The sequence below is a fragment of the Paenibacillus ferrarius genome, from assembly GCF_002027705.1.
Lineage (GTDB): Bacteria > Bacillota > Bacilli > Paenibacillales > NBRC-103111 > Paenibacillus_E > Paenibacillus_E ferrarius.
Map to the genome: position 1 here is coordinate 272319 of NZ_MBTG01000045.1, position 22274 is coordinate 294592.

Genomic DNA, 22274 nt, shown 5'->3' on the forward strand with positions numbered 1-22274 from the left:
GTTGACTCCTCTTTCAAACTCTGTATTTGTCTATGACCTGCTTCTACTTCTATCCACTATCTTTATCGGCTGCGACCAGCCATTTTGTGAGATTTCATAACACATTATGCGCCCGCATTTCGCTGCAATTACCAACTGCCAACCGCCTGAGAAAAAATGCTTGAGTGTAACGTAAGGTCATCCATTATACTGGTGCTAGAAAGGGGCTGAGAATAATAAGTAAGAGATATTATACCGCTGGTACATTCGCTAAACTGGCCTCAACGACCAAACGTACGCTGCACTTTTATGATCGCAAGGGGCTGCTCAAGCCAAGCGAAAAAGCCAATTGTTGGACTGGAAACTTTTGAGTCCCAGTTCGAGGTTTTCAACAACTTTGCCGACTCTCTACAGGAAAAAAATACTACTTCAAACGTTGGATCCAAGTACTTTGCCCCCTTCTGCTGCGGTAATGTCGATGGATGATATTCTGAAGCTATGGAAAGATGGCGATGATAAAGCCTTGCTTGAATTTGTCAAAACGCTTCAATGGGATGATGACTATTTCAAAGGTATGCAGACTGACCGCGATGCAGCAATGGCTGAGAAGATTGAAGGCTATCTGAACGGCGATAAAAAAGAAACGTATATGATTGCACTTGGAGCTTCGCATTTTTCGGGCGACTCTGGTCTTGTTGCAATGCTGGAGAAGCAAGGCTTTAAGGTGGTAAAACAGTAGCTTTTAGATCATCATCGTTTATAACACTACAGGGCTAACTATGAGGTTAGCCCTGTTCTTTATTTCGTTTAGTGTCCAGGCAACACACCATTGACACAGCCTCTTAAATTCGTTAAAGTAAAGTTATATTTAGTACCAAGTACTAATATCAGATACTAAAAGGAGTGAATCCAAATGACTATCTCAACTCCCTTGCAAGCTCGCATCTCTGCCATTGGCAGCTATGTTCCTTCCCGTATTCTTAGCAACGCTGATCTACAAACCATGGTGGATACGAATGATGAATGGATCGTACAGCGCACAGGCATCCGCGAACGCAGGCTTGCTGCTGACGATGAATTCACAAGCCATTTATGTATAGCCGCTGTGCAAAATATGCTCTCCCGGTACCCCGCTTCGCTGGATCAGGTCGAGCTGATCATCGTCGCTACGCATACGCCTGATCTGCCTTCGACACCGGTTGCTTGCCAGATTCAAGCGCATTTCGGTTTGCCCGAAACGGGTGCTTATGACCTCAACGCGACCTGCGCCGGGTTCGCTTACGCTCTGCATACCGCAAGCGCGCTTGTTGCGGCCGGCGTCCACCGCAAGATTCTCATCGTCGGCGGTGACGCGCTGTCCAAAATAACGGACTACACCGACCGTTCCACCTGTATTTTGTTTGGTGACGGCGCCGGTGCCGTAGTCGTAGAACGCGAAACAGATCGGCCTGCATTCCTGGCTCACCATCTTGGTTCCGATGGTTCCGGCGGCAAGCACGTCTACCGAACCGGTCTGTCCACACAATGGCAGGGGACGCCATTAACCGGAGACGGCAAGCTTGTCCAAAATGGACGCGAAGTGTACAAATTCGCGGTGACAACGGTCCCGCAAGGCATCCAGAAGCTTCTCGAGAAAAGCGGTTTGCCGCAGACGGCAATCGATTGGTTCATCCCTCACAGCGCCAACTTGCGCATCATCGAGTCCATCTGCGAAAAGAGCGGCATATCTTTGGAGAAAGCTTTATATAGTCTTGAATATTACGGCAACACCTCTGCGGCTTCCATTCCGCTGGCACTTGATTTAGGCATAACGGAAGGCAAAGTCAAAGCGGGGGATACCTTATTATTCTATGGCTTCGGCGGCGGTCTTACTCACGCAGGCTTGATTGTACGTTGGGGATAAGCTAACGCAGTACTTGCTTGTTCATCCAAGGCTTGGCGGGTGTTCCCATCTGACGCTTGCGCGGCTTCTGCTTGGTTATTTTGTGAATCAGCGTACGTTGATAACCACTTAATGTCGACAGATTCTCAGCCAAGTGGACGGCCAGCTGCTCTGAAATCTCTACCTGATCCGCAATGGTTTCCAAGATGCGGCATATCGCTCGCTGGCTTCTGGCCAGCGAGGTCAGCATATGCAATTCAATGGTATCTCGATGTGTTGATTTCATTACTTCTCATCCTCGCCAAAGGAAAATAAATTGCCCAACCCGCCCGATCCGCCTGAATCTCCTGAACCAGAATCATTGGATCCAAGAAGAGCCTGCATATGTCGGTTCAACGAGTTCTCCATTTTCGTCAAACCGTCGATGAGCTCGATCACATGCTCGTGAATCTCTCCAGTTTGTTTCATTTGATGCTCATGCCCTTCCAGATTGGAAGAATTGATGTGATGGCATATCCAATTGCGAGATTTCTCCGCCTCGACAACTCTGGCTTCCAGCATTAAGGCGATTTCATGCTGCAGCTTAGCTGTGGCATCCAGCATATGCAAATACAGATCATTTCTGTTCAAGTTATATCCCTCTATTCCTCATCCTCAGGATCTTTCATTTCTTTCATCACAATCTCTGTTTGCTGCGCAATGGCTTCTTCCAGATTAGCTAAACTGTTTAAATATGCCGTTATATTCTTAGTCAACTGCAACGCCTGCTCCTGCAGCATGCTAAGGCCTTCGAAATCGGGGTGTGAGTCTGGGATATCCTTCGCAATGGAGGCCATCTGCGTCGAGATACTCCGCTTCGCCTCCAAGATTTTGGACATCTCGCGATGGGAAGCCGCTATATGGGAAATAATCGTTGTTACCCTTTGTTCCACGCCATTTCGCCTCCAAATTCCGCTTTTTCACTCTAAGTTATGCAATCAGGCAAAAAACGGTGCCAAGAACCAGAACTTCTTCCATTCGCCCTTTCACCTTGTTACGCAATGAAATGATGGGGATCTACTCCCCATTTATCAATAAACTTCTGGCGATTAAGCTGGAGCAGCGCTTGGACAGCCTCTTGCCCCTTTTTATGAAAGCTGGCACTCCCATGGTGGAAAATAAAGCAATCCCCGGTAATCAACAGCCGGAAGCCGCCAAGCCTCGCCCGATAGCACATATCGTCGTCTTCGTAATGTCCTGGGGAAAAGCGTTCATCCATGAAGCCGATTTTATCGAGCATTTCCCTTTTGAAAAGCAGACAAATCCCGACCAGCCGAGTGCTTTCCTGCCACAAATCAGGATTGGGAACATTATATTGGGCCGCCATATCGGCAATCGTTGTAAACGGCTCTTGAATCTGCTGTTTGCCGCTCGCGTAATTCGTCACCGGTCCAACCATTCCGATGTCCTCACTGCTGTATAGCGCGCGCAGCATATTGTCTAACCAGTTTGGAGTTACGATGGTGTCATTGTTCAGCAGCATCAATGCGTTCCCTGTGGCAATGTGAAGACCGTAATTACAAGCGACTGGAAAGCCGCGGTTCACCGGAAGGCAAACGAGCTTAAGCCGCTCTTGATAACAATACTCTAATGTGCCATCTGTGGAAGCATTATCGACCACAATAATTTCATAAGGCACTGAGGTATGCTTGCGAATAGAGGCTACACAGTCTCTCAGCAAGGATAGACCATTAAATGTAGGAATGACGATACTCGTTACCTGCATGAGACTTCCCCCTCGAGGAATTTCCTTTTCCGAATGATATCAGGAAACACAATACGTTCCCCTCTGGATTTCATAGCAAATTGCAGTGCCTCGACGTGGTCTCCGATAATCATCCGGGCAACGGGATTATTTCTTCCCATGTTGATCTTACGAATTCTGTTCACGGATACAACATTAACACTGGCAGGCGCCGTTATCCGCAATCCTCCCATGATGGCATTGACCTGTGCTTTTGGCGGAACCATCAGTTCCGCATAGCCCATATGCTGGAGCGCATTTCGGGATAATGCATGCGGAACAGCGGTTAGCGAATTGGCATTTAAATCGGGCCTTTTCATCGAGACATTAAGAAACCGTTTCATCATGGTGACGGAATCCCATTGTGAGAAGGGAGGCAAATATGGCGTTATATTATTAAGAGCTAGATCATGTCCTCTTTCAATCGAAGAAATAAAGGGCAGTAATTTCTCAGCACCAACAACAAAATCGCCATCGAGAAAGATCAAGATATCCGAATGCGATAGTTTGGCTCCAATCGCCCTGCCCACATCATGCCCCAATGGCTCTGGATAATGAACAATGAGCGCGTGGGAATGCGCTTTGACCCTCTCCAGCGTGCGGTCACTCGAGCCATTCACGATAATGATGATCTCATCCAGCGGCAGCCGATTCAGCTGCTCCAGCACCTTCACAATCGTTCGTTCTTCATTCATCACACTGACAATCGCTCCAACAGAGCCTGCCGTAGGCATTAACACCCAATCAGGGATTGGCAGTTTGGCCGCTTTGCAATAACCATGCACGTAACCTTGGGAAGCAGCTTCATAGTTCTGCGCGTTAGCATGCAGCAATTCGGACTTAACTCGATTCACCCAAAGCTGATTGAGAGCTTTCTTCTGATAAGCTTCTTTGGTAATGTCATGTTTCAGGGCATCTTCTTGACCCGCCTTGCTGCCCCAATTTCTCCAGTACACTTGTGTTCTTGAGCGTTTTTTGGGCGATGGTTTTGCCCGCAGACGGGACAAGGAAGGCTTGGGCTGTAAACGTTTTTTTTTAATTGCTGAAGGCTGGGGTCGAGGGCTTCTTTTCTTGATGTTCGGCTTCATGTATTCACCTCATCATTTCTCTAACACGCACGGAGTCATTCAAGCTCGCCCGTTCACCGGACACTCCAACTAGCCAGTTAATGGCTTCCAAATGATCGCCTATGATTAAGTCACCTACGGGATCCGAAGCTTTTGGTCTTCGACGGATGCGATTGCGAAGACCAACTTGAATAAGCTGGGTTGCCTTTATATGAAGGCCGCGATGAGCAGCGATCGCTTGGGCCAGTGGCGGAACGGCTAAATTATCGGCTCCTATCGCATGAAGTGCTTTTCGACTGATCGCATGCGGGATTGTCGTCATGGAAGCTCCAAGCAAATCGGTGCGCTCTAATATCGCGTTCAGCGCATGTTTCGCCAGCACAACGCGGTGTACGCCGACAGTAGCCGTGCTTCCGTTGTATTTGTTCAACGCGACATCCACTCCCCGCTGTACGGCTCTGACTAGTGGAATCACTTCTTTCGCAGCGATAACGAAATCGGCATCAAGGAACAGCAGAATATCTCCTCTCGCTTCTTTCGCTCCAAGACTTCTTCCTACATCATGTCCTAGCGGTTGATTAAACGAGATAACCTTAGCCCCTAACCCCGCCGCTACACGCTTACTTCCATCTGTCGATCCATTATCTACCACAATCACTTCGGTATGAGGGTGCACACGAAAGGCTTCCCTAATCACTTTAGCCAATGTGCGGGCTTCGTTGTAAACAGGAATGATGACGGATACCTTAGGCTGATGCAAGCTGATGCGCGCTGTTAGCTGCTTCTGCTTCCGCTGAATACGTTGGTTACTCAATTCGCTCTCAACTCCTGTCCATGGCGGAATACCTGCTTTATATATTCTATGATCGGAAAAGAAAGGGGACAGGGCAGAAGCCGTAATATAGGAAAACAGGCATTTGTACAGCCTATTTCCTCGCTTTTTTTACAAGAGACAAACAGGCATTTGCCTTGTACATCCTTCTATTTCCTCACGTAAGATAGTGCATACTACCAAGAAAAGAGGAATTCTAGATGAAAGCTGTTGTAACCGGTGGTGCGGGCTTTATTGGTTCACACCTTGTCGATGACCTACTCGCTCAGCATTATGAAGTCCATGTTATTGATAATCTGTCTTCAGGCAAACCAACTAACATTCATCCTGATGCCATTCTTCATGTGGAAGATATAAGTCACGAACAGATCAAGCCGCTTCTTGCTTCGATTCAACCTGATGTTGTTTTCCACCTTGCGGCCCAAGCCGATGTTCAGCGTTCGATTGCGAATCCAGGTCAAGATGCCTACATTAATCTGATCGGCACCATTCATCTTCTTGAAGCTTCACGCGATGCGGGTGTAAGCAAATTCATCTTCGCTTCCACTTCCGCCGTGTACGGCGACTTACAGCGAGAGACACTTACCGAAACAGACCCCACATCGCCAATATCCTACTATGGGTTATCCAAATTTGCTGCCGAATCCTATATTCGAGTCTTCCATCAATTCCACGGACTTCCCTACACCATCCTCCGCTTTGGCAATGTGTACGGCCCCAGACAAACGCCCAAAGGAGAGGGCGGCGTGGTCGCTGTCTTCATGGATCGCATTCTGAAAGAGACAGCACTCACGCTTCATGGCGATGGAGAACAGACACGAGACTTCGTTTATGTGAAAGATGTGGTACGCGCAAATCTAGCGGCCATCCATCATGGCAACGGGGAAACGCTGCATGTGAGCACGAGCAGCCCAACCTCCGTCAAAGAGTTGGCGAAGCTGCTTTTGCACTATCATGGCTCTGAACTGCCTATCCTGCATGCTTTAGCTAGGGATGGCGATATCAAGCACAGCTGTTTGGATAATCGCAAAGCACTTGCCCTCTTGTCATGGAAGCCTCACTATGACATTCGTTCAGGGCTGCTGGAAACGTACCAAATCAGCACTAACAGCTAACCCATTGAACACCAAAGAGCCTCACACTCGGTGCAAGTCGAGGTAAGGTTCTTTGGCTTGTTATTCAGTTTGCTCAGCTAACAACGCTTAGTCGGAGTAAGCGGCTGCGTTAAAGCTTTCTGGGCCTATTCGCGTAGGAGCAACTGCAATACCGCTAGGAATGCTGACGAAGGCTTGATAGACTAAGAATCCTGGATTCGGAGGCTGAAAATCTGCTCCCGTTATTGTCATGACACTATTCGCCAAAACTTCCAACAGGCCAACTGCCGGAGCAGACTGCGTAGCGGAATAGACAAGCACGGCGTCAGGTCCTACTCCTCTGAAAATTGTAATTGTGACAGGTGTCAATACAGAGACAATAGAAGCTAAAGAAACAGTAGCTGAGAATTGGACACGAAGATTAGCTCCTGCATCGGCTGTGTTCAAGCCTAGCGTGCCAAACAAGGCTGGCGTAGAAGTAAGCGGAATGGAAATACCGCCTGACGTACTAATATTTTGCGAAATTTGTTCATCTAGTAAAATCCCCATTTAGAGGACCTCCTTTCTGAGTTTATACGTTATCGTATGCTAGACTCAGAGAAATGACTGGACAAGTTATCTTTTTACAATCCTCAATTCGCCTTACTTCACGCCAAGCTCTCCCAGCATCGCCATGAACTTTTTCGTATATTTGCGAACCGTGAATCGGACTTTGACATATCGTTCTCCGTTCGTTCGAATATGATCGCGAAGTTCAGCATTGTACATGAGTTGTTTGGCCAGAACAACGGCTTGATCAATGTCCCCGTGAGGAAAAAATAAACCTGTTTCATTATGAAAAATGAAATTCCTGACCCCGTCCGAATCTGTTGTAAGCACAGGACAGCGGCAAAGCATAGCCTCCGCAACGGCATAACCGAAGCCTTCCAATATGGAGGTTGAGCAGAGAAATCCGCCCGAGTCGCCAATCATGGAGAAATAATCTGCCATCTGCTCATGGGGAACGTTCGAATATCGGATTACCCGATCTTCAATTCCCAGCTCTGCGATCTTCTCTTCGAATTTCTTCTGCTCACTAGGTGCATTCAAATCCATATCGCCAAACATCCACAGATATAGATTCGGGATAGATTGGCTGAGTTGATAGCCTAGCTCAATGAAATCCCGCCAGTTTTTATTCGTCTCAATCCGTCCCACCCAAGCGATAACGCTATATTTCTTCTGCGGGTACGAAGTATAGCCGAAATCATCCATATTCAAGGGATCATCGAAGGAATAGTGCTTTTTATCCGGGAAAAATGTTTCAAGCAGCGTCATTATATGGGAAGTGCGCGGGTATAGCAGAGCGGATGCATATTTATTCACATTAGCTTCAGCCTGCTTCAAAATCTCCACAGCTGTTTCCATCGTACCTAGTCCCTGAACCTCATAAATAAGCGGATTCTTGTAACCGCTGGCGCGAATCTTCTGGAGCAAATCAAAATCGGTGCAGACGATGACCGCGTCATAATTTTCCCGCTGGAGCAAATCTTCTATATCCTTGTTTGTACTGCAAATATGTGTCTTGATATGTCTAATATTTCGCCGTCCATTGCCGTCATATTTATAGAGCATATGACATTCGACACCGATCTTTTGCAAAGCTTCGCAGCGTATTCGATTTAAGGTGTCCATACCGCCGCTTGGGTTATAGAACGTAAATAAAATTTTCATAGCCCGGCCCGCTTTCATACTAGATGTTTCTTAATTTGGTAAGCAAAAAAATGCACCGTGCGGAAAAGCTCGTTGAAATAGGGTTTGTCATCATTCTCATATTTGCGGTATCCAATCAAGTTATCTTGCGTAAAATAATTGGACATGTAATCCGGCGTTTTGGTGCTTAATTCCCGGACTAGGGTTTCCATCAGAAGATGTTGGGACAAAGGCTCTTTCCCCAAAACAAAGGTGAGAGGTGTTTTCGTAAACTGTGAAGCATAGAAAATAGCCTTTTCTTCGTCCACATGAGGAAAAAACCTATAGGTTACTGTTGGATGTGCAATTTTAGAAATCTCATAGGTAGCCACTCGATCCGAAGAACAGTCCAAAATGTGCAATTCGTAATTGCTAAATGATTGTTCATATAGGCTTTCCAAACAAGCGATACCCTGTTCATCCAATTGTTTCACACTGAATAACACGGTCACTAGCGGTGCAATGCCCCGCCTCATTCTAGCCTCATATCGCGCCAAGTGGTAGGCGTATCTCCATTTGCGATGGTTATCGGTCGTTTGCAAGGTAGCTGAAATGCTGAACGTGGAATTGACGCGATAATCAACAAGCTCCACAGGAATATACTTGATGTCGCAAAGTTCGGTTAAGCGAAGCCAGTATTCATAATCCTCGACAGGTTCAAGATAATACCCTTCAATCTGCTTGGCATATTGCGATTTATACATAAATGATACGCCTGTTATGCAAGCATCCAGAAGCGCTTCCCTGGGTTGGGACTGATATTGTCTCAGCAGCGCCAATGTTTGCTCCGTATCCAACGAACGATCTTCCCCATCTATGGAACAAAATGAACTATAGACGAGTCCAACTTCTCTTGGACAGCGAGCAAGCGCATGGCGCAGCACCGAAATAAATTGCGGATAATAAATATTGTCACTGGATACCCACGTCACATATTTCATCCTTGGATCTGCGAATAACACATCAAAACCACGGTTTAACGCTTTAGCCACACCCAAATTGACTTCATTCACGATAAACTCTACTCGGGGGTCTTCACCGACCAGTTGTTTGGAAAGCTTCAGCATCTCCGTGTCTCCATCGATCACAATAATGAATCGAAATTGTTTAAACGTCTGATTCAAAATCGACTTTATCGCGGCGCTTAGATATTCACGTTTTTGCTTGTATACGGGCATAACGATTCCAACTTCAATCATGGATTCGAACCCCTTCCATGCCATATTACTAATAGCTTATTGCTGTGCGTAGTCATTTGATTGTGTTCGTAACCAGTTACTTGTCTAAAATGCAAAAAAAGAAGGCCGCGATTCACGGCAACCTTCTTGTATCAATCCTTATGAACCTTCAGCGAAGTCAACAGCTTCACGGACACTGGATCAACTACGGGAAATTCGGGGAAATTCCACTGTAGGAGGAACTATGATCCTCTATTTGTCTCAGAATCGGATATTTGCAGCTGAAAGGGAAGTAGGATCCCATATTTCAGCATTTCCCGCTCAGAATCAACGTTTTTCGCCGAAATAGCGTACCACAGTTCCCTCTCATGCTGCTTTTCCCCCGTTCTCTGTCAATTAGCGGACCGTAGTTCCTTCTCGGGCTCAATGTCAATTGAATCAGCTGAATTGAGTCAGACTCCGGTGGATTAATTGTTCTCAACTAGCATGAGAAAACCTCTATCGAAGCCATTCAAAGATGAGCGACCGCGTTTAGAGGTAGGTTTTATCGCCAAATAGAAAGACGTTTTCGGGAACCGAAAACTTATACTTTCTATTGTGGTCAAAAAAAGTGAAAACCTTGTACAACAAGGATTTTCACTTACTGGATTGAATTAATTAGCTCAAAGCTGAAATGAACGCAAGTTCAGGTTGCAAGACTCTTGTGTCAGGAATCAGATTTCCAAATGTATCGGTAGCAAAAACAGTTGGAACGGTCAGGTTCGGCGTCGAACTGTCAATTTCAATCTGAACTTCATAAGCCATAACACCGACTACAGAGAACGTGTGAATGTCCACAAACCCAGATGCTACATAGTACCCTGTGAAATGCAAGGGAGTTTTCGCAACGCTAGTTCCCATCGCATAAAATATTTTCACGAGAACCAGCGCTGTATTCGTTGGATCATCATTCGTAATATTGACAATGACATTCGCTGCTAAGGTTCCGCCGTCATTGGTATTGTTAATCAAACCAGTTGTATATACCATCTATGTCCACCTCCTTTCTATGAATCTACCAATACTATATTCATTGCTTGCTAGAATGATTGGACACATATACAAAATTAGCGAATTTCTGTTGTCCAAATAATATTCAGAGCGGGGTGGACAATTTTTTCCTGCCTCGCTTCGCCTTCCAAGAAACACGTTATACCACCAAATAGAAAGCCATTTTCGGGAACCGAAAACTTGTACTTTCTATTGTGATTAAAAAAAGGCATTGGAGGATAACCTCCAAATGCCTGATAACCCTCAAATGCCCGATAACCCCCAAATGCCCTATGTTCCCGAAAAGATTGCTTGTGCCCCTGTTCTTGTATCTGTCCAAACACCAATAAAGTTAGCTGGCGGACTGCTGGCTATGTCGATATAATAGCCGATCGTCGTCACTGGTGTGGCGCTTCCCGCATTCGGATTGCTGGGGGCTGTGCTTAATTGTGAAACAGTAAACGTGTTGCCACCGTTGGAAGATTCGGCAACATAAGTATTTAAATCAAAACCATCCGCCTGATTCGAATAGTAAATAACGGTGATTAGACCCGTTTTCGGCGAGACGGCGATCGCTGGGAAAAAATTTTGGAAGCCTGGCCCACTATTCGATATTAATAATGGGGCGCTCCATGTCACGCCGTCATCCAATGATGTGGATAAAAAGATAGCCGCATACCCAAGCCTATTGTCCTGCCAAGTTACATAGACGTTCCCGCTTGTCGGAAATGATGACGTATCTGTCGCAATATTGGCTGATGTCAGCACAAGAAATCCATAGCCCGTCACTGGCAGCACATCGGGAACAAGCGTCACCGAAGATACTGAAACCGCAGGTAAGAAGGTTTCTCCCCCATCTAGAGAACGGCTTACTTTGAATTCCGTAGTTGGGCTCAGTGTAATATAAGCCACATAGACAATCCCCGAAAGCCCGATCCCGATATCGGATCGCGTTACGATGCTAGCCTCTGGAGACACGAGTACGGACTGCTGCCATGTAACTCCCCCATCCAGTGACCGCTGAAAAAAGACCGTGGATCCACCAATGACATCCGTATTGAATCCGTGAACATAAATCAAATAGGAATTCCCTTGGAAAGAGCTGGCCTGCGCATTATCGATTTCCACGATCACCTGCACATTATTCGTAAAGGTGCCATACCCGGGCGCTACGATAATAGGAGCAGAGAACGTCATGCCATTATCTGTAGAACGATAGACAACGATTGTGCCAGATACGGCATTAAATACATGCGATGCCACGAGGAAAATACTTGAAAATCCATAAGCCACTACATTGGATTCCCCTCCCAGAAAACCGCTTGGAAGCGGTAATATGGTCGGCGACCAGGTATTGCCTGAATCATTAGAGAGATACACCGCAACAAGCGGTGGTCCCGAAGTAAAATCGGTAGCGCTAACGAGAATATTATTCGTATTCAACCAATTAACAGCGACATACGGTTGCTGAGCAAGCGCGCCTGGAGGTGAGACTTGAACATTAGCCATAACCATCCTCCTTATTAACATGTATTGAATTTACTTAGGGATTATTGTTTCCTGCAAAAATGGTCTGTGTTCCTGTCCTCGTATCTGTCCAAACACCTAGAAAGTCATCGGGTGGTACGATGCTCAAATCAATATAATCCCCAATCAGAGGTGTGGGGATAGGACTGTTCCCATTCGGGTTAAAAGATACAGTGGAAACTCTGGAATTGATGAAGGTTAAGCCTCCATCGCTCGATTCAGAGACGAAAGTATCCAAATCAAAACCATCCAGTTGATTCGTATAATATAAAATTTTCACTGTCCCTGTTTTGGGAGAAACGGCGACAGCCGGGAAGAAATTCTGTGATCCCGCCGGAGCGTTCGTTACTGAAATCGGAGCTTTCCAGGTTTGTCCTTGGTCTAGTGATCGGGAGAGGAAAATGTCCGCATACCCTTGCCTGTTATCCTGCCAGACGGCATACAGATTTCCGCTGGTTCCAGGAGTCAGTGACGTATCGGCTGCCATATTGGAGAAATTAAGTACACGAAACTCGTAACCGGTGACTGGGAGGGGACTCGGGACAAGGACAACATTGGAGACAAAGATGGGTGATCCGAAGGTCGTCCCTCCATCTAATGAAATACGAATGAAAAAAGCGGGATTTACCGAACTGACATCGATCCATCCCAAGGTCACCGTCCCTTTCAAACTGACCGCCACATCGGCCCGTTCCGTATCCTCCATCAAATCCGAGAGGAACTGTGGCTGGTCCCATGTAAGCCCGCCGTCTGTTGAGCGTTGGAAGCCAGCAACAGAGTTGCCTCCCAGATCGACATTATACTGTCGGTTATACGTGACATACACATAACCCAAGTAGGGGCTGGATTGCGCATTATCAATAATAATTTTGGTCCAGTCGTTATTAATAAAAGTGCCGTAGCCCTTATTGACAAAAATAGGGTCTGAAAAGGTCACGCCGTTGTCGGTTGACCGATAAGCAACAACCGTCCCATTGGAATCACTGGGAAACACATGCGCTGAGACGATGAATAAATTCGGAAAACCGTAGGCAACAAATCCTGCTTCAGCTCCGGTATAACCCGGAGGCAATGGCAGCAGTGCATTAACCCAATTCACGCCGCCATTAATCGAGCGATAGATCCCAATCAATGGCGGCCCTGAGGAAAAGTCTGTTGCAGTTGCCATGACTGTCGTTAGATCCAGTAAATTCACGGCAACTGAGGGCTCCTGCTTCGGATTGCCACTGGGAGTCACTTGATAATTCGCCACGCTACTTCCTCCTCCGATTACATTCATTGTAACTTGCCTCATAAGCATTCTTGCTTCTTCTTATATGCTTTCGAGCATAGCCTTGAAGTGCTGGGCATAGGCATCTGTGCTGAAATTGCGCTCCACAAGAAGCTGAGCTGCCGCACGTATCGATTCCCGCAATTCCAAATTCCTCATCAATTCCTTGGCCTCAACAATCGCTTGCGCGATATGGCCCTGTTGGTAATACTTCCCTGTAGTATTGTGATAGATCGAGCTGGATACACCATCCGAATATGTCGATAAGACCGGGCAACGGCAGCTCATAGCTTCCAAAACAGCATAGGGAGCCCCTTCTACCTTAGAAGTTGAACACAAGAGCCCTCCGGAATCTCCGATCATAGAAAAATAGCTTGGCATTTGAGCGTGTTCTACATTGGAACGCAAGGTAAGATGCTCCTTCAGGTGAAGCTGCTCCACGAGTTCATGAAATTGAACCCGCTCCTCCGGCACCGCTAAGTGGTGATCCTCAAACATCCACAACTGTAATTTGGGGTATCCATGATGAATTAAGGTGTGGCCGATTTGTAGAAACTCACGCCAATTTTTATTGTCCTGAATACGTCCGAGCCAACCGATAATCGGTTCTTGGGCTTTAGGCAGAGCCCGATAGGTAAAGTAGTGCGAATCAAAAGCATTATTGAAATTAAACCGGGGAATAGCCGGGAATAATTCTTCAAATAAAGCAGCGATATGCGGCGTTCGCGGGTTAAGCAGTCCAGCGACATTACCATTCACGTAAGGGATGGCCAGTGTAAGCTCTTTGCGAGCCACATCCTTGGGACCGTATCCCTGTACTTCCAGGACCAGCTTGCCGGTATATCCAAGCAAGCGAAATCTTGGAAAGGATGCGTAATCCGTCGTCACCACAATGGCGTCATAATTGCCTTTATCAATGATCTTTTTAATTTCAATATCGTTTCTAGTTACATAGTAAGGGATATCCGGCTTATTTTGCATCCCGGCTCCCCAGCCATAATAGAGGCAATCACCATGAATGCCATAAGGTTTAAGCGCCTTGCATCTCAGACGGTTCAAGGTATCCACCCCGCCGCTTGGCACATAATAAACGAAAAGAACATTCACATTGTTCTCCTCTTTTCTCAATGGATTCGGACAAAGTTATCTTGTGTGAATATTGCTACCACATGTCCATTGCTTTTCATATGCAGGGTGACAGCCGTTGTGGCGTAGGTGTTGATATTGGTTACAAGCAGCAATGAAAAGGACTCATAGTTTGTATAAATATCAGGGATATGAATGACGGAATTGGCAGCGGACACAGGATTCAAATGATATAAGTACGTAAAGGTCGTCCCCGAAGGATTCGTCCCCTGAATCAACATATCGAATTCCTCATTGCCCAAATTTTGCAAAGTGATATCAAAAGACTGAATATATTTAGAATTGATGGCATAGTTTTCACTGGCTTCTATTCGAAAAATTGACATTCGCTCACCTTCCTCGTACCTATTGGCTTCTTTATTCCATAACCGTGCATTTCAAAAGATAAGGACCCACGATAATCGCACGATGCTCTGATGAAAGGACAGATAAGTAATAAACGTGAACGGGATTTTCTCCGATTTCAACTTGCTCAACGATGGTATGGGCACTTACGAAGCAGGATTCCAATGTCCAGTATACGACGGGGCCGTCCGGAGCATCTTTGCGCAAAACAATTTCGATCTCCCCCATATCCCAGTTCATCGGCTTCTCCCATCCCACTTCCATCTGGAGAATGATTCGATTCCCTGGACTAACGTGCATAGCAATGACTGAGGTGAGCACAACTTCCTTATCCGTAATCAAAAACGGCGTAAATGTCCCCTCATTTGCTGAATTTGCATGCGTGTACTTAGGCATAGTCGTCACTTCCTCTCTAAATCGCATGTAAACCTTGCCCCAAAATAGGTGTGATCGGTGTTCAGGCTCATGCATGTTCACTCTATTAAGGTATGAAATTTACACCAAAAGGGAAGGGCATATTTCCACTAGAAAGTACCTATATCTCACGACTGGATTATCTCGTAAATTGGGGAAACAACTCCCTGCTTTTTGTCCAATCCAATCCTCCTTGGGATGCATCTACTATAGAAGTAACTTTTCCATGAAGAAGTTTCTGAGGGAGGTTAACTTATGCGATTGGTAGACTTGAAAGGCTCGTATGATGCTATTTTCAGCTTGGGAGGGCTTTGCGTTCCCGCGATGCAGCTGGAGAAAAACGCCTTGCGCCCCTATTCGGGTGTGCTCGATTGGATGATTTCCAACCGCCTTTCCGATGTCAATCGTCTGCTTCAGCAGCGTTTTGAGGGATTCATGGAACTGCCTTATCTGCAAATTCTCGGCTATGCCGGCCAGCAGCTCCTGGTACTCGACACCCGGTACTCCTTCATATCCAACCACGATTTCTCTATTCGCAAAAACAGTCTCACACAATTGACAGCATATCCGGAGGTAAAAGCGAAATATGAGCGGCGAATCGCTCGTTTTTGGGACGTCCTTGCCACTCGGCGGCGAATCCTTTTTGTGCGTTCAGGAGATGCTTTCGAACATGTCGAGGAGCTGCAGGCCATTTTAACAGAACTTGTTGCTTATGATTTCAGCCTCTTGTTTGTTCAGCATGCCGTCGTGCCCGACCTTGTCGACAAGGATTGTCCTCTTGAGAACGTCTGCTGGGTCCAATTGCCCAATCAGGAGATTTGGCATAACAACGATCATTTATGGAGAAGACTGCTGGAAGGAATTCAACTAAGAGAGGAGCTTTCTCTATGAAATTAGCGGACATTAAGGGAACTTACGATGCAATCTTCAGCTTAGGAGATCTATGTGGTCCCTCTATCCAATTAGAGAAGCATAAACTTCGTCCCTACTCCGGTGTTCTCGACTGGATGGGATCTCATCAATTATCAGACGTCAACCGTCTGTTGCGGAATCGCTTTGAGGGCTTTATGGAACTCCCCAACCTCAAAGTGCTGGGTTATGCAAGCCAGAAAATTTTCTTGGTTGTTGACGAGGCTTACAATATCGCTTCCAATCACGACTTCTTTGTAGCCCGCAATACAGCTGATCATCTGGCGACATACCCGGAGGTCAAGGCCAAATATGACCGTCGTGTTGCTCGATTCCTAGAGAAAACAGCAACTTGCTCCCATCTTTTATTCATCCGCACAGGAGGGACGCTTGAAGAAGTAAGAGAGCTGCACGCTGTCTTGAGCGGTCTTGTTACACATCATTTCACAATCCTGTTCGTCGAGCATACGAAAGTGACAGGCATCGTTGAAACGGAGTGGCCTCTGCCCGGCGTCTGCTCCATTCAGCTCCCGAATGACGATGTGTTGTTTGGAAATGATCCGCTATGGGGTCAAATCTTGCAGGGCATTTATCTGAAATGAAGCATGCTCTATCCTACAACATGTGAATTGGGAGGGGAACCAATGAAACTGGCACAGATTAAAGGCAATTATGACGCCATCTTCAGCTTAGGGGACCACTGTACCCCATCCATTCAATTGGAAAAAAATAAGCTACGCCCCTACTCGGGCGTACTGGATTGGTTGATTTCATTGAACTTATCGGATGTCAATCGCTTGCTCAAAAATCGGTTTCAAGGCTTTATGGAATTAGCCAACCTCAAAATCATAGGCACAGCCTACGGTAAAAATCTATTGGTTTTGGACGAAGCATATCAGCTTTCTTCCAATCATGATTTTTTTACCAGCAAAAATACGCTGCACGAGCTGACCGCTTACCCCGAGGTTAAAGCCAAATATGATCGCAGGGTTCAGCGTTTTATGGAAAAAATGAACACAGCTCATCACCTTTTGTTTATTCGCTGCGGCAACCACACGAAGGAACAAGTGGACGAACTGCACGCCATCCTCTCTGAACTCGTGACCCATGATTATCGTTTAATTCTTGTGAAGCATAGTCCTGTGCAGCAAATGATAGAAACACGCTGCACCTATGACAACGTTTGTACGCTTGAGCTTCCGATGGATAACATTCTTACGGCGAATGATCATTGGTGGAAAGAAATATTGGACGGTATTCACATCGTCTAAGGAGGTCACCCCCTTGAAACTTTCCGAAATCAAAGGCTCCTATGATGCCTTTTTTAGTCTGGGAGACAGCTGCTTTCCAGCTATTCAGCTGGAGAAAAATAAGCTGCGCCCCTACGCCGGCGTGCTGGATTGGATGGTATCCGGCAACTTGTCTCAGGTGAACCGGCTTTTGAATAATCGCTTTAGCGATTTCATGGAGTTTAGAAATTTGAAGGTTGTCGGCGAAGACTACGGCCCCTTCAACTATATTGTGAGAGACGAGACTTATCACATCGACAGTGCTCATGATTTTTCCGTCAAAAAAAATACAATGGCGGGCTTAGAATCCTACCCCGAGATCAAAGAAAAATACGATCGGCGCATCGAACGATTCCTCGACAAATTAGAAAACAGCCGCAGACTCCTATTCATTCGAACCGGCGGCAACAGCCATCAAGTCGAGGAACTGCAGCGGACACTCTCCAAGCTAGTAAAGCATGATTTCCGGATTTTGTTTGGCCAATATACCGATCGCCAACATATCCTCGAAACAGATTGGCCGATTGAACGCGTATGCACCATCGAGCTGCCCAATCATGATATGCTGCATGGCAATGACAACTTGTGGAAGAGCATTTTCAAAGATATTTACTATAGGGACCTTGCGAATGAGTAGGACTCGAGGGGGATGAGGGGGACTCGAGGGGAAGAGGGGAAGAGGGGGACTGGGAGATGAGTTCGGCTGGAGACGATGTGTCCGACAGAGGGCGACGAGTTCGGCTGGGGGCGATGAGTGGGACTGGGAGATGAGTTCGACTGAGGGCGAGTTCGACCGAATAGCGCGCCCGACCGAATAGCGCGTTCGACCGAGAGCGCGTTCGACCGAGGATCGCGTTCAGCTGGAGACGATGTGTTCGACTGAGGGCGACGAGTTCGGCTGGGGGCGATGAGTGGGACTACCGTGGCACACTGATTTCGAAAAGCCTGCGAAAGTGCAGGCTTTTTCGATCAAATCGCCTGAAAATCGAGAAAGCCTGCGATTATGCAGGCTTTTTAAGCTTTTTCGTTCTAGAACCGAAAAAAGGTCCTAAAAGGATGCATAATCGCAGGCTTTTCACATTTATGCTTAGTTCCAAGACGAAAAGGATGCATATTTGCAGGAATTCCCCTGCTAGCTAACTCTTTTCTCGAAAATCACCATAAAAAAGAGCTGTCCTCACGTAGAATATCTACGTTTGGGACAGCCCCTCTCATTCTTCCTAACTTTAAGCACGTATGAACGTATTTCAGCCCTACTACACGGCTTCATCCCTACGCACGCTATACCTTTTGCAGCAAAATTAACGTTTCTTCATAGGAGTTGCAGACCCTTGGGAAAACAACAAGCGACAAGGGACGCGAGGCGACCAGCGTGGTCATGACTTCATTCCAATCGTACCAATTGTTGATATGGGTACCGTGATCCTGCTTCTCTTTGACCGTCGTAGCCCCCAAGCCATAAAAGAAGTTAACCAGTATATACTTCTGGCTAACGCGATGAAGCTCCTCAAAGCCTTTCTCCCACGTGTCCAAATGATTCAAGACATCCTTGCAGTACACCAGCTCGAATGTATTGTCAGCAAAAGGCAGGCTGTAAATATCGGCTAGCTGGAATTTCCCATGTGGATAAAGACGCTGGCAGTGCTCGATCATCTGCGGGGTAATGTCTACGCCTGTATAATCAATGCTCGGACGTGTTTGGGAGGCTCCTACATAGTCGACGCCAGGTCCGCACCCTACTTCCAGGATCGTTTGAATCTGCAAATGGCCAACCAAATCCCGGAACAGCTTGCGTATCGATTTGTTGTACCCTTCCTCATCTGTCTGCAAGAATTCATCTGGATCGACATGATCCCAATAAGTCGTCATATTTCACTACTCCTTCAATTCAAATAAGCAGGTTGTCGTTCATTCTGAAAGCGCATGGAGAATAAGCAGATCCGGAAGTGTATAATCCTTGGGCAGCGAAGCTTTCACCTGATTCCAAATGACGTAATCAACCAGTTGATTAAAGTTTGACGTTTGAACAGTGAACAAACAATTATACAAGTCGCCAAGCACTAAAAATCGGGATGATGAATCCATACCCTCCGCCTCCTTTGATCACTTTATACGGAGTGCTCTCTCGTAAACGTCAAGCACTCGCCCCATCATAAGATCCATGGACCAATGATCCTGTGCCCACGCCTTGGCAGTCCGGCCGAATTGCTTCCTGACCTTATCGTTTTCCAGCAAGAAGGCCATGTTCAAGGCTAAGGTTTCCGCATCCCCGACAGGTGAAATCAATCCTGTATGTCCGTGATCAACCATTTCCGGCAATCCCCCAGCATTCGAAACGACGGCAGGCAATCCGGCAAACTGCGCCTCCACCACGGAATAAGGTTGATTATCCTGCAAGCAGGGATGGGCAAAAATATCAGATTGCTGCAATAAAGCAGGAACGTCATCCCGGCGTCCCAAGAAGGCAACCTCTTGCTGCAATCCCAGCCTCAGGCTGAGCTGCTCCAACTCACTTCGCAATTCTCCATCTCCGACAATCCAGCATACCCAATCCTGCCGAATCTGCTTTAGATGCGCCAAAGCCGAGATCAGCACATTAATGCCTTTGACAAATACAAGTCTAGCCGGACATATGATAACTTTCTTGCCCTCGGGACGTCGAATGGACGTGCTTCTCTTACTTTTTAGGTTAAATTCACTAGCATCAAACCCATATTGGAACACTGTGACTTGCCCACGGGGAACTGCAAATTCATTAATGAGCAAATCCTTCATCCAATGCGTGGATGTGACCGTAATATCGCAGGAAGTAGCGCCATAATGCTCCAGACTGCGGAAATACTTCAGCTCCGGCGAGCTTTCGGTAATACCGAGCTGCGGGTTCAACTGATAATGCAGCATCATCTCTGTCGCGACACAGCCGTGAATATGCGCGACATGAGCGACATGTTTAGGCTTCACCCGACTGATTGAACGTGTCGATAACACATCTTGCGTATGGATGAGATCGTATTGGCTTAAATCAAAATAGGCAGCAGACAACTCCATGCAATAGCGTTCATATTCATGGTAGCGAATGATCGGGCTCAAATTCAGCAAAGGCTGATTATGAGCATTCAGTTTCGTTTCCAGCAGCGGCAGAAGCTGGGATTTGGCAATTTCCAGATTGCGATTCACGATATGGATTTTCGAATAATCCGGGCTGTTGCCGAGCATATCCACGACATGCCCCATGGACTCCAACCTCTTCTTGAGCTGCTCCATGAATGCCCATACACCGCCAACGTGGGGAATCAGCCAGTGGGTTGCCAACAGTATTTTCACAAATCCCCCTCATTTCAAAAAGAAATTTCCTCTAGCTGGCGTATCCGATAGTTCAAAGGCTGTGTATATTGCCGCTGAACAGCCTCGTATTCAGGAAACATCTCCGACTGATGCCGGACAGTGCCCATGCGCTCATGAACTCGGTACATCGTCAGGGGTTCGGGTAAATAATCGAACTTAACACCATGCAGCATAAGTCGAACCCACATGTCGTAGTCCTGAGTAAAGCGTAATTGCTCGTTAAAGTAACCCACTATGTCAAATACGGATCTTTTCACCATGATCGTACAACCGTTAATGGGATTTAGACCTTTAATAAAACCTTGACAAAGGGCAATCTCACCTGGCATGACATGACCTATATTTCTTTGGTAGACATGGCTATTTGCGTCCATTGCATCATACGGGGTATAGCTGGCCAAGGAGTGATTATGCAGCATGAACGACACCTGATTTTGGATTTTCTGAGGATAAAACATATCATCCGAGCTCAACCAAGCGACGTAAGCTCCTGAGGCCATGCTTATTCCGTGATTTATCGCACTGGCCGTTCCTCCGTTCTTTTTGCCCAAATAGTGGACTTTGTTCCTGTACGGAAGGATAAGGTCGACATATTGGGTAGACCCGTCGTCTACGACAATAATTTCGATGTTGGGATACGTCTGCTGCAGAACACTTTGAATGGCTTGATGCACATAAGGACAATTATAAAAAGGGATGATGACGGATACGCGTGGATGCATCGGTATTACCCCCCCAATTGATGGACATAATTCAGCAAACTATCCCGGTAGTAAGCTTGAATATGTTCGATTTCACTCAAAATCGCCGGCCAATGCTTTTTAGTTCCCATTTCCCCATGCCAACGATACATGGTCAGCGGCACGTTCAAATAATGAATATGAACTCTTCCTAATAACGTACGAATCCACAGATCGTAATCTTGCGTATAAAGAAGAGCTTCATTAAAATAACCGATGATGGCAAATAGTTCTTTTTTCAGCATTACCGTACATCCGTTGATTGGATCATAGCTCATAAATGCACGAACAAGCTCAGCCTGATTCGGAAGGAAAATAGACTTATGTCGACCAATGACATTGTTATAGCCGTCTATTTCGTCAAAAGAGGTATAACTGATTGCAGAATGATGCTCCAGCATGAACAGCAATTGGCGCTCTACCTTATCCGGATACAGCATGTCATCCGAGCTGAGCCAGACAATATAATGCCCTGTAGCCATCCGGATGCCGTAATTCAGAGCGCTCGCCGTTCCGCCATTCGCTTTGCCCAGATAGTGGATTCGGGACAGAAATGGGGCAATTTTCTCTTGATGCATGGTAGAGCCGTCATCTACCACGATAATTTCGATGTTCGGGTAAGTCTGGCCTAACGCACTTACAATAGCTTGCTCAATATAAGGATCGTTATAGAAGGGGATAATGATTGAAACTTTCGGATACATGCTTTCACCT

General features: G+C 46.5%; 28 protein-coding genes. 8 read left to right on the forward strand and 20 right to left on the reverse strand.

What is annotated here, in order from left to right; all coding sequences use genetic code 11:
- Positions 1-215 precede the first annotated feature (215 nt).
- From BC351_RS44485 to BC351_RS33515, 3 genes are all read left to right on the forward strand, one after another.
- On the forward strand, positions 216-350 hold the full coding sequence (locus BC351_RS44485; protein WP_425270957.1) for a MerR family DNA-binding transcriptional regulator: 135 nt from the start codon (positions 216-218) through the stop codon (positions 348-350).
- A gap of 107 nt (positions 351-457) precedes the next feature.
- Positions 458-718 carry a TraB/GumN family protein gene (locus BC351_RS33510; protein WP_158082316.1) on the forward strand — a complete coding sequence of 87 codons (261 nt, stop codon included), beginning with the start codon at positions 458-460 and terminating at the stop codon, positions 716-718.
- Positions 719-892: 174 nt separating this feature from the next.
- Positions 893-1882 (forward strand): ketoacyl-ACP synthase III, encoded by a 990-nt coding sequence (locus BC351_RS33515; protein WP_079419232.1) that lies wholly within the window; start codon positions 893-895, stop codon positions 1880-1882.
- Between the two features lies 1 nt (position 1883).
- Here BC351_RS33515 and BC351_RS33520 read toward each other — a convergent pair whose 3' ends face one another.
- The 6 genes from BC351_RS33520 to BC351_RS33545 form a co-directional block, all read right to left on the reverse strand.
- Positions 1884-2147 (reverse strand): hypothetical protein, encoded by a 264-nt coding sequence (locus BC351_RS33520; RefSeq protein WP_079419234.1) that lies wholly within the window; start codon positions 2145-2147, stop codon positions 1884-1886.
- Positions 2147-2491 (reverse strand): alpha-helical endospore appendage domain-containing protein, encoded by a 345-nt coding sequence (locus BC351_RS33525; protein WP_079419236.1) that lies wholly within the window; start codon positions 2489-2491, stop codon positions 2147-2149. The genes BC351_RS33520 and BC351_RS33525 overlap by 1 nt, the downstream gene beginning before the upstream one ends.
- An 11-nt stretch (positions 2492-2502) precedes the next feature.
- Positions 2503-2793, reverse strand: a complete 291-nt coding sequence (locus BC351_RS33530; protein WP_079419238.1) for a nucleoside-diphosphate sugar epimerase — start codon at positions 2791-2793, stop codon at positions 2503-2505.
- Positions 2794-2894: 101 nt separating this feature from the next.
- Complete coding sequence (locus BC351_RS33535) at positions 2895-3626, reverse strand: glycosyltransferase family 2 protein (RefSeq protein ID WP_079419240.1); 732 nt, start codon at positions 3624-3626, stop codon at positions 2895-2897.
- Positions 3617-4732 carry a glycosyltransferase family 2 protein gene (locus tag BC351_RS33540; protein ID WP_244209259.1) on the reverse strand — a complete coding sequence of 372 codons (1116 nt, stop codon included), beginning with the start codon at positions 4730-4732 and terminating at the stop codon, positions 3617-3619. The genes BC351_RS33535 and BC351_RS33540 overlap by 10 nt, the downstream gene beginning before the upstream one ends.
- Positions 4733-4736: 4 nt before the next feature.
- Positions 4737-5525: a glycosyltransferase family 2 protein gene (locus tag BC351_RS33545; RefSeq protein ID WP_079419242.1), complete on the reverse strand. Its 789-nt coding sequence runs from the start codon at positions 5523-5525 to the stop codon at positions 4737-4739.
- A 218-nt stretch (positions 5526-5743) separates the two neighbouring features.
- On the opposite strand from BC351_RS33545, the gene BC351_RS33550 reads away from it, so the two are divergent.
- On the forward strand, positions 5744-6658 hold the full coding sequence (locus BC351_RS33550; RefSeq protein WP_079419244.1) for an NAD-dependent epimerase/dehydratase family protein: 915 nt from the start codon (positions 5744-5746) through the stop codon (positions 6656-6658).
- Between the two features lie 87 nt (positions 6659-6745).
- On the opposite strand, the gene BC351_RS33555 is transcribed toward BC351_RS33550, so the two are convergent.
- The 9 genes from BC351_RS33555 to BC351_RS33595 form a co-directional block, all read right to left on the reverse strand.
- Entirely contained in the window at positions 6746-7186 is a 441-nt protein-coding gene (locus BC351_RS33555) for a hypothetical protein (RefSeq protein ID WP_079419246.1), read from the reverse strand.
- A gap of 93 nt (positions 7187-7279) precedes the next feature.
- Entirely contained in the window at positions 7280-8350 is a 1071-nt protein-coding gene (locus BC351_RS33560) for a glycosyltransferase family 4 protein (protein ID WP_079419360.1), read from the reverse strand.
- A gap of 14 nt (positions 8351-8364) precedes the next feature.
- Positions 8365-9567: a glycosyltransferase family 2 protein gene (locus tag BC351_RS33565; RefSeq protein WP_079419248.1), complete on the reverse strand. Its 1203-nt coding sequence runs from the start codon at positions 9565-9567 to the stop codon at positions 8365-8367.
- Positions 9568-10203: 636 nt separating this feature from the next.
- Positions 10204-10575, reverse strand: a complete 372-nt coding sequence (locus tag BC351_RS33570; protein WP_079419250.1) for a hypothetical protein — start codon at positions 10573-10575, stop codon at positions 10204-10206.
- Between the two features lie 291 nt (positions 10576-10866).
- Positions 10867-12084: a sialidase family protein gene (locus BC351_RS33575; RefSeq protein ID WP_079419252.1), complete on the reverse strand. Its 1218-nt coding sequence runs from the start codon at positions 12082-12084 to the stop codon at positions 10867-10869.
- Between the two features lie 34 nt (positions 12085-12118).
- The gene (locus tag BC351_RS33580; protein ID WP_079419254.1) at positions 12119-13354 is read right to left on the reverse strand and encodes a sialidase family protein; all 1236 of its coding nucleotides are present in this window, start codon (positions 13352-13354) and stop codon (positions 12119-12121) included.
- A 60-nt stretch (positions 13355-13414) separates the two neighbouring features.
- Positions 13415-14479 (reverse strand): glycosyltransferase family 4 protein, encoded by a 1065-nt coding sequence (locus BC351_RS33585; protein WP_079419256.1) that lies wholly within the window; start codon positions 14477-14479, stop codon positions 13415-13417.
- A gap of 17 nt (positions 14480-14496) precedes the next feature.
- Positions 14497-14844, reverse strand: coding sequence for a hypothetical protein (locus BC351_RS33590; protein WP_079419258.1), 348 nt, complete (start codon positions 14842-14844; stop codon positions 14497-14499).
- 31 nt (positions 14845-14875) lie between these two features.
- A complete protein-coding gene (locus BC351_RS33595) occupies positions 14876-15259 on the reverse strand; it encodes a hypothetical protein (protein ID WP_079419260.1) in 384 nt (127 codons plus the stop codon).
- A gap of 273 nt (positions 15260-15532) precedes the next feature.
- On the opposite strand from BC351_RS33595, the gene BC351_RS33600 reads away from it, so the two are divergent.
- The 4 genes from BC351_RS33600 to BC351_RS33615 are packed head-to-tail and all read left to right on the forward strand — an operon-like array spanning position 15533 to position 18112.
- Positions 15533-16168 carry a DUF1796 family putative cysteine peptidase gene (locus BC351_RS33600; RefSeq protein ID WP_079419262.1) on the forward strand — a complete coding sequence of 212 codons (636 nt, stop codon included), beginning with the start codon at positions 15533-15535 and terminating at the stop codon, positions 16166-16168.
- Positions 16165-16788, forward strand: coding sequence for a DUF1796 family putative cysteine peptidase (locus BC351_RS33605; protein ID WP_079419264.1), 624 nt, complete (start codon positions 16165-16167; stop codon positions 16786-16788). The genes BC351_RS33600 and BC351_RS33605 overlap by 4 nt, the downstream gene beginning before the upstream one ends.
- A 42-nt stretch (positions 16789-16830) precedes the next feature.
- On the forward strand, positions 16831-17457 hold the full coding sequence (locus BC351_RS33610) for a DUF1796 family putative cysteine peptidase (protein WP_079419266.1): 627 nt from the start codon (positions 16831-16833) through the stop codon (positions 17455-17457).
- A 13-nt stretch (positions 17458-17470) separates the two neighbouring features.
- A complete protein-coding gene (locus BC351_RS33615; RefSeq protein ID WP_079419268.1) occupies positions 17471-18112 on the forward strand; it encodes a DUF1796 family putative cysteine peptidase in 642 nt (213 codons plus the stop codon).
- A 644-nt stretch (positions 18113-18756) separates the two neighbouring features.
- Here BC351_RS33615 and BC351_RS33620 read toward each other — a convergent pair.
- From BC351_RS33620 to BC351_RS33635, 5 genes are read right to left on the reverse strand one after another with little or no spacing between them, the layout of a single operon-like run.
- Positions 18757-19344: a class I SAM-dependent methyltransferase gene (locus tag BC351_RS33620; protein WP_079419270.1), complete on the reverse strand. Its 588-nt coding sequence runs from the start codon at positions 19342-19344 to the stop codon at positions 18757-18759.
- A 39-nt stretch (positions 19345-19383) separates the two neighbouring features.
- Positions 19384-19560, reverse strand: a complete 177-nt coding sequence (locus tag BC351_RS42815) for a hypothetical protein (protein WP_167388051.1) — start codon at positions 19558-19560, stop codon at positions 19384-19386.
- A gap of 18 nt (positions 19561-19578) precedes the next feature.
- The gene (locus BC351_RS33625) at positions 19579-20799 is read right to left on the reverse strand and encodes a glycosyltransferase family 4 protein (RefSeq protein ID WP_079419272.1); all 1221 of its coding nucleotides are present in this window, start codon (positions 20797-20799) and stop codon (positions 19579-19581) included.
- A 14-nt stretch (positions 20800-20813) separates the two neighbouring features.
- Positions 20814-21542, reverse strand: a complete 729-nt coding sequence (locus BC351_RS33630; protein ID WP_079419274.1) for a glycosyltransferase — start codon at positions 21540-21542, stop codon at positions 20814-20816.
- Positions 21543-21547: 5 nt separating this feature from the next.
- A complete protein-coding gene (locus BC351_RS33635) occupies positions 21548-22264 on the reverse strand; it encodes a glycosyltransferase (protein WP_079419276.1) in 717 nt (238 codons plus the stop codon).
- Between the last annotated feature and the right edge of the window lie 10 nt (positions 22265-22274).

Coding starts and splice junctions, on each gene's coding strand:
- BC351_RS33600 (WP_079419262.1), top strand. CDS start 15,533: ATGCGATTGGTAGACTTGAAAGGCTCGTATGATGCTATTTTCAGCTTG.
- BC351_RS33610 (WP_079419266.1), top strand. CDS start 16,831: ATGAAACTGGCACAGATTAAAGGCAATTATGACGCCATCTTCAGCTTA.
- BC351_RS33560 (WP_079419360.1), bottom strand. CDS start 8,350: ATGAAAATTTTATTTACGTTCTATAACCCAAGCGGCGGTATGGACACC.
- BC351_RS33540 (WP_244209259.1), bottom strand. CDS start 4,732: ATGAAGCCGAACATCAAGAAAAGAAGCCCTCGACCCCAGCCTTCAGCA.
- BC351_RS33595 (WP_079419260.1), bottom strand. CDS start 15,259: ATGCCTAAGTACACGCATGCAAATTCAGCAAATGAGGGGACATTTACG.
- BC351_RS33510 (WP_158082316.1), top strand. CDS start 458: ATGGATGATATTCTGAAGCTATGGAAAGATGGCGATGATAAAGCCTTG.
- BC351_RS33565 (WP_079419248.1), bottom strand. CDS start 9,567: ATGATTGAAGTTGGAATCGTTATGCCCGTATACAAGCAAAAACGTGAA.
- BC351_RS33550 (WP_079419244.1), top strand. CDS start 5,744: ATGAAAGCTGTTGTAACCGGTGGTGCGGGCTTTATTGGTTCACACCTT.
- BC351_RS33590 (WP_079419258.1), bottom strand. CDS start 14,844: ATGTCAATTTTTCGAATAGAAGCCAGTGAAAACTATGCCATCAATTCT.
- BC351_RS33515 (WP_079419232.1), top strand. CDS start 893: ATGACTATCTCAACTCCCTTGCAAGCTCGCATCTCTGCCATTGGCAGC.
- BC351_RS33535 (WP_079419240.1), bottom strand. CDS start 3,626: ATGCAGGTAACGAGTATCGTCATTCCTACATTTAATGGTCTATCCTTG.
- BC351_RS33555 (WP_079419246.1), bottom strand. CDS start 7,186: ATGGGGATTTTACTAGATGAACAAATTTCGCAAAATATTAGTACGTCA.
- BC351_RS33570 (WP_079419250.1), bottom strand. CDS start 10,575: ATGGTATATACAACTGGTTTGATTAACAATACCAATGACGGCGGAACC.
- BC351_RS33635 (WP_079419276.1), bottom strand. CDS start 22,264: ATGTATCCGAAAGTTTCAATCATTATCCCCTTCTATAACGATCCTTAT.
- BC351_RS33630 (WP_079419274.1), bottom strand. CDS start 21,542: ATGCATCCACGCGTATCCGTCATCATCCCTTTTTATAATTGTCCTTAT.
- BC351_RS42815 (WP_167388051.1), bottom strand. CDS start 19,560: ATGGATTCATCATCCCGATTTTTAGTGCTTGGCGACTTGTATAATTGT.
- BC351_RS33620 (WP_079419270.1), bottom strand. CDS start 19,344: ATGACGACTTATTGGGATCATGTCGATCCAGATGAATTCTTGCAGACA.
- BC351_RS33605 (WP_079419264.1), top strand. CDS start 16,165: ATGAAATTAGCGGACATTAAGGGAACTTACGATGCAATCTTCAGCTTA.
- BC351_RS33575 (WP_079419252.1), bottom strand. CDS start 12,084: ATGGCTAATGTTCAAGTCTCACCTCCAGGCGCGCTTGCTCAGCAACCG.
- BC351_RS33520 (WP_079419234.1), bottom strand. CDS start 2,147: ATGAAATCAACACATCGAGATACCATTGAATTGCATATGCTGACCTCG.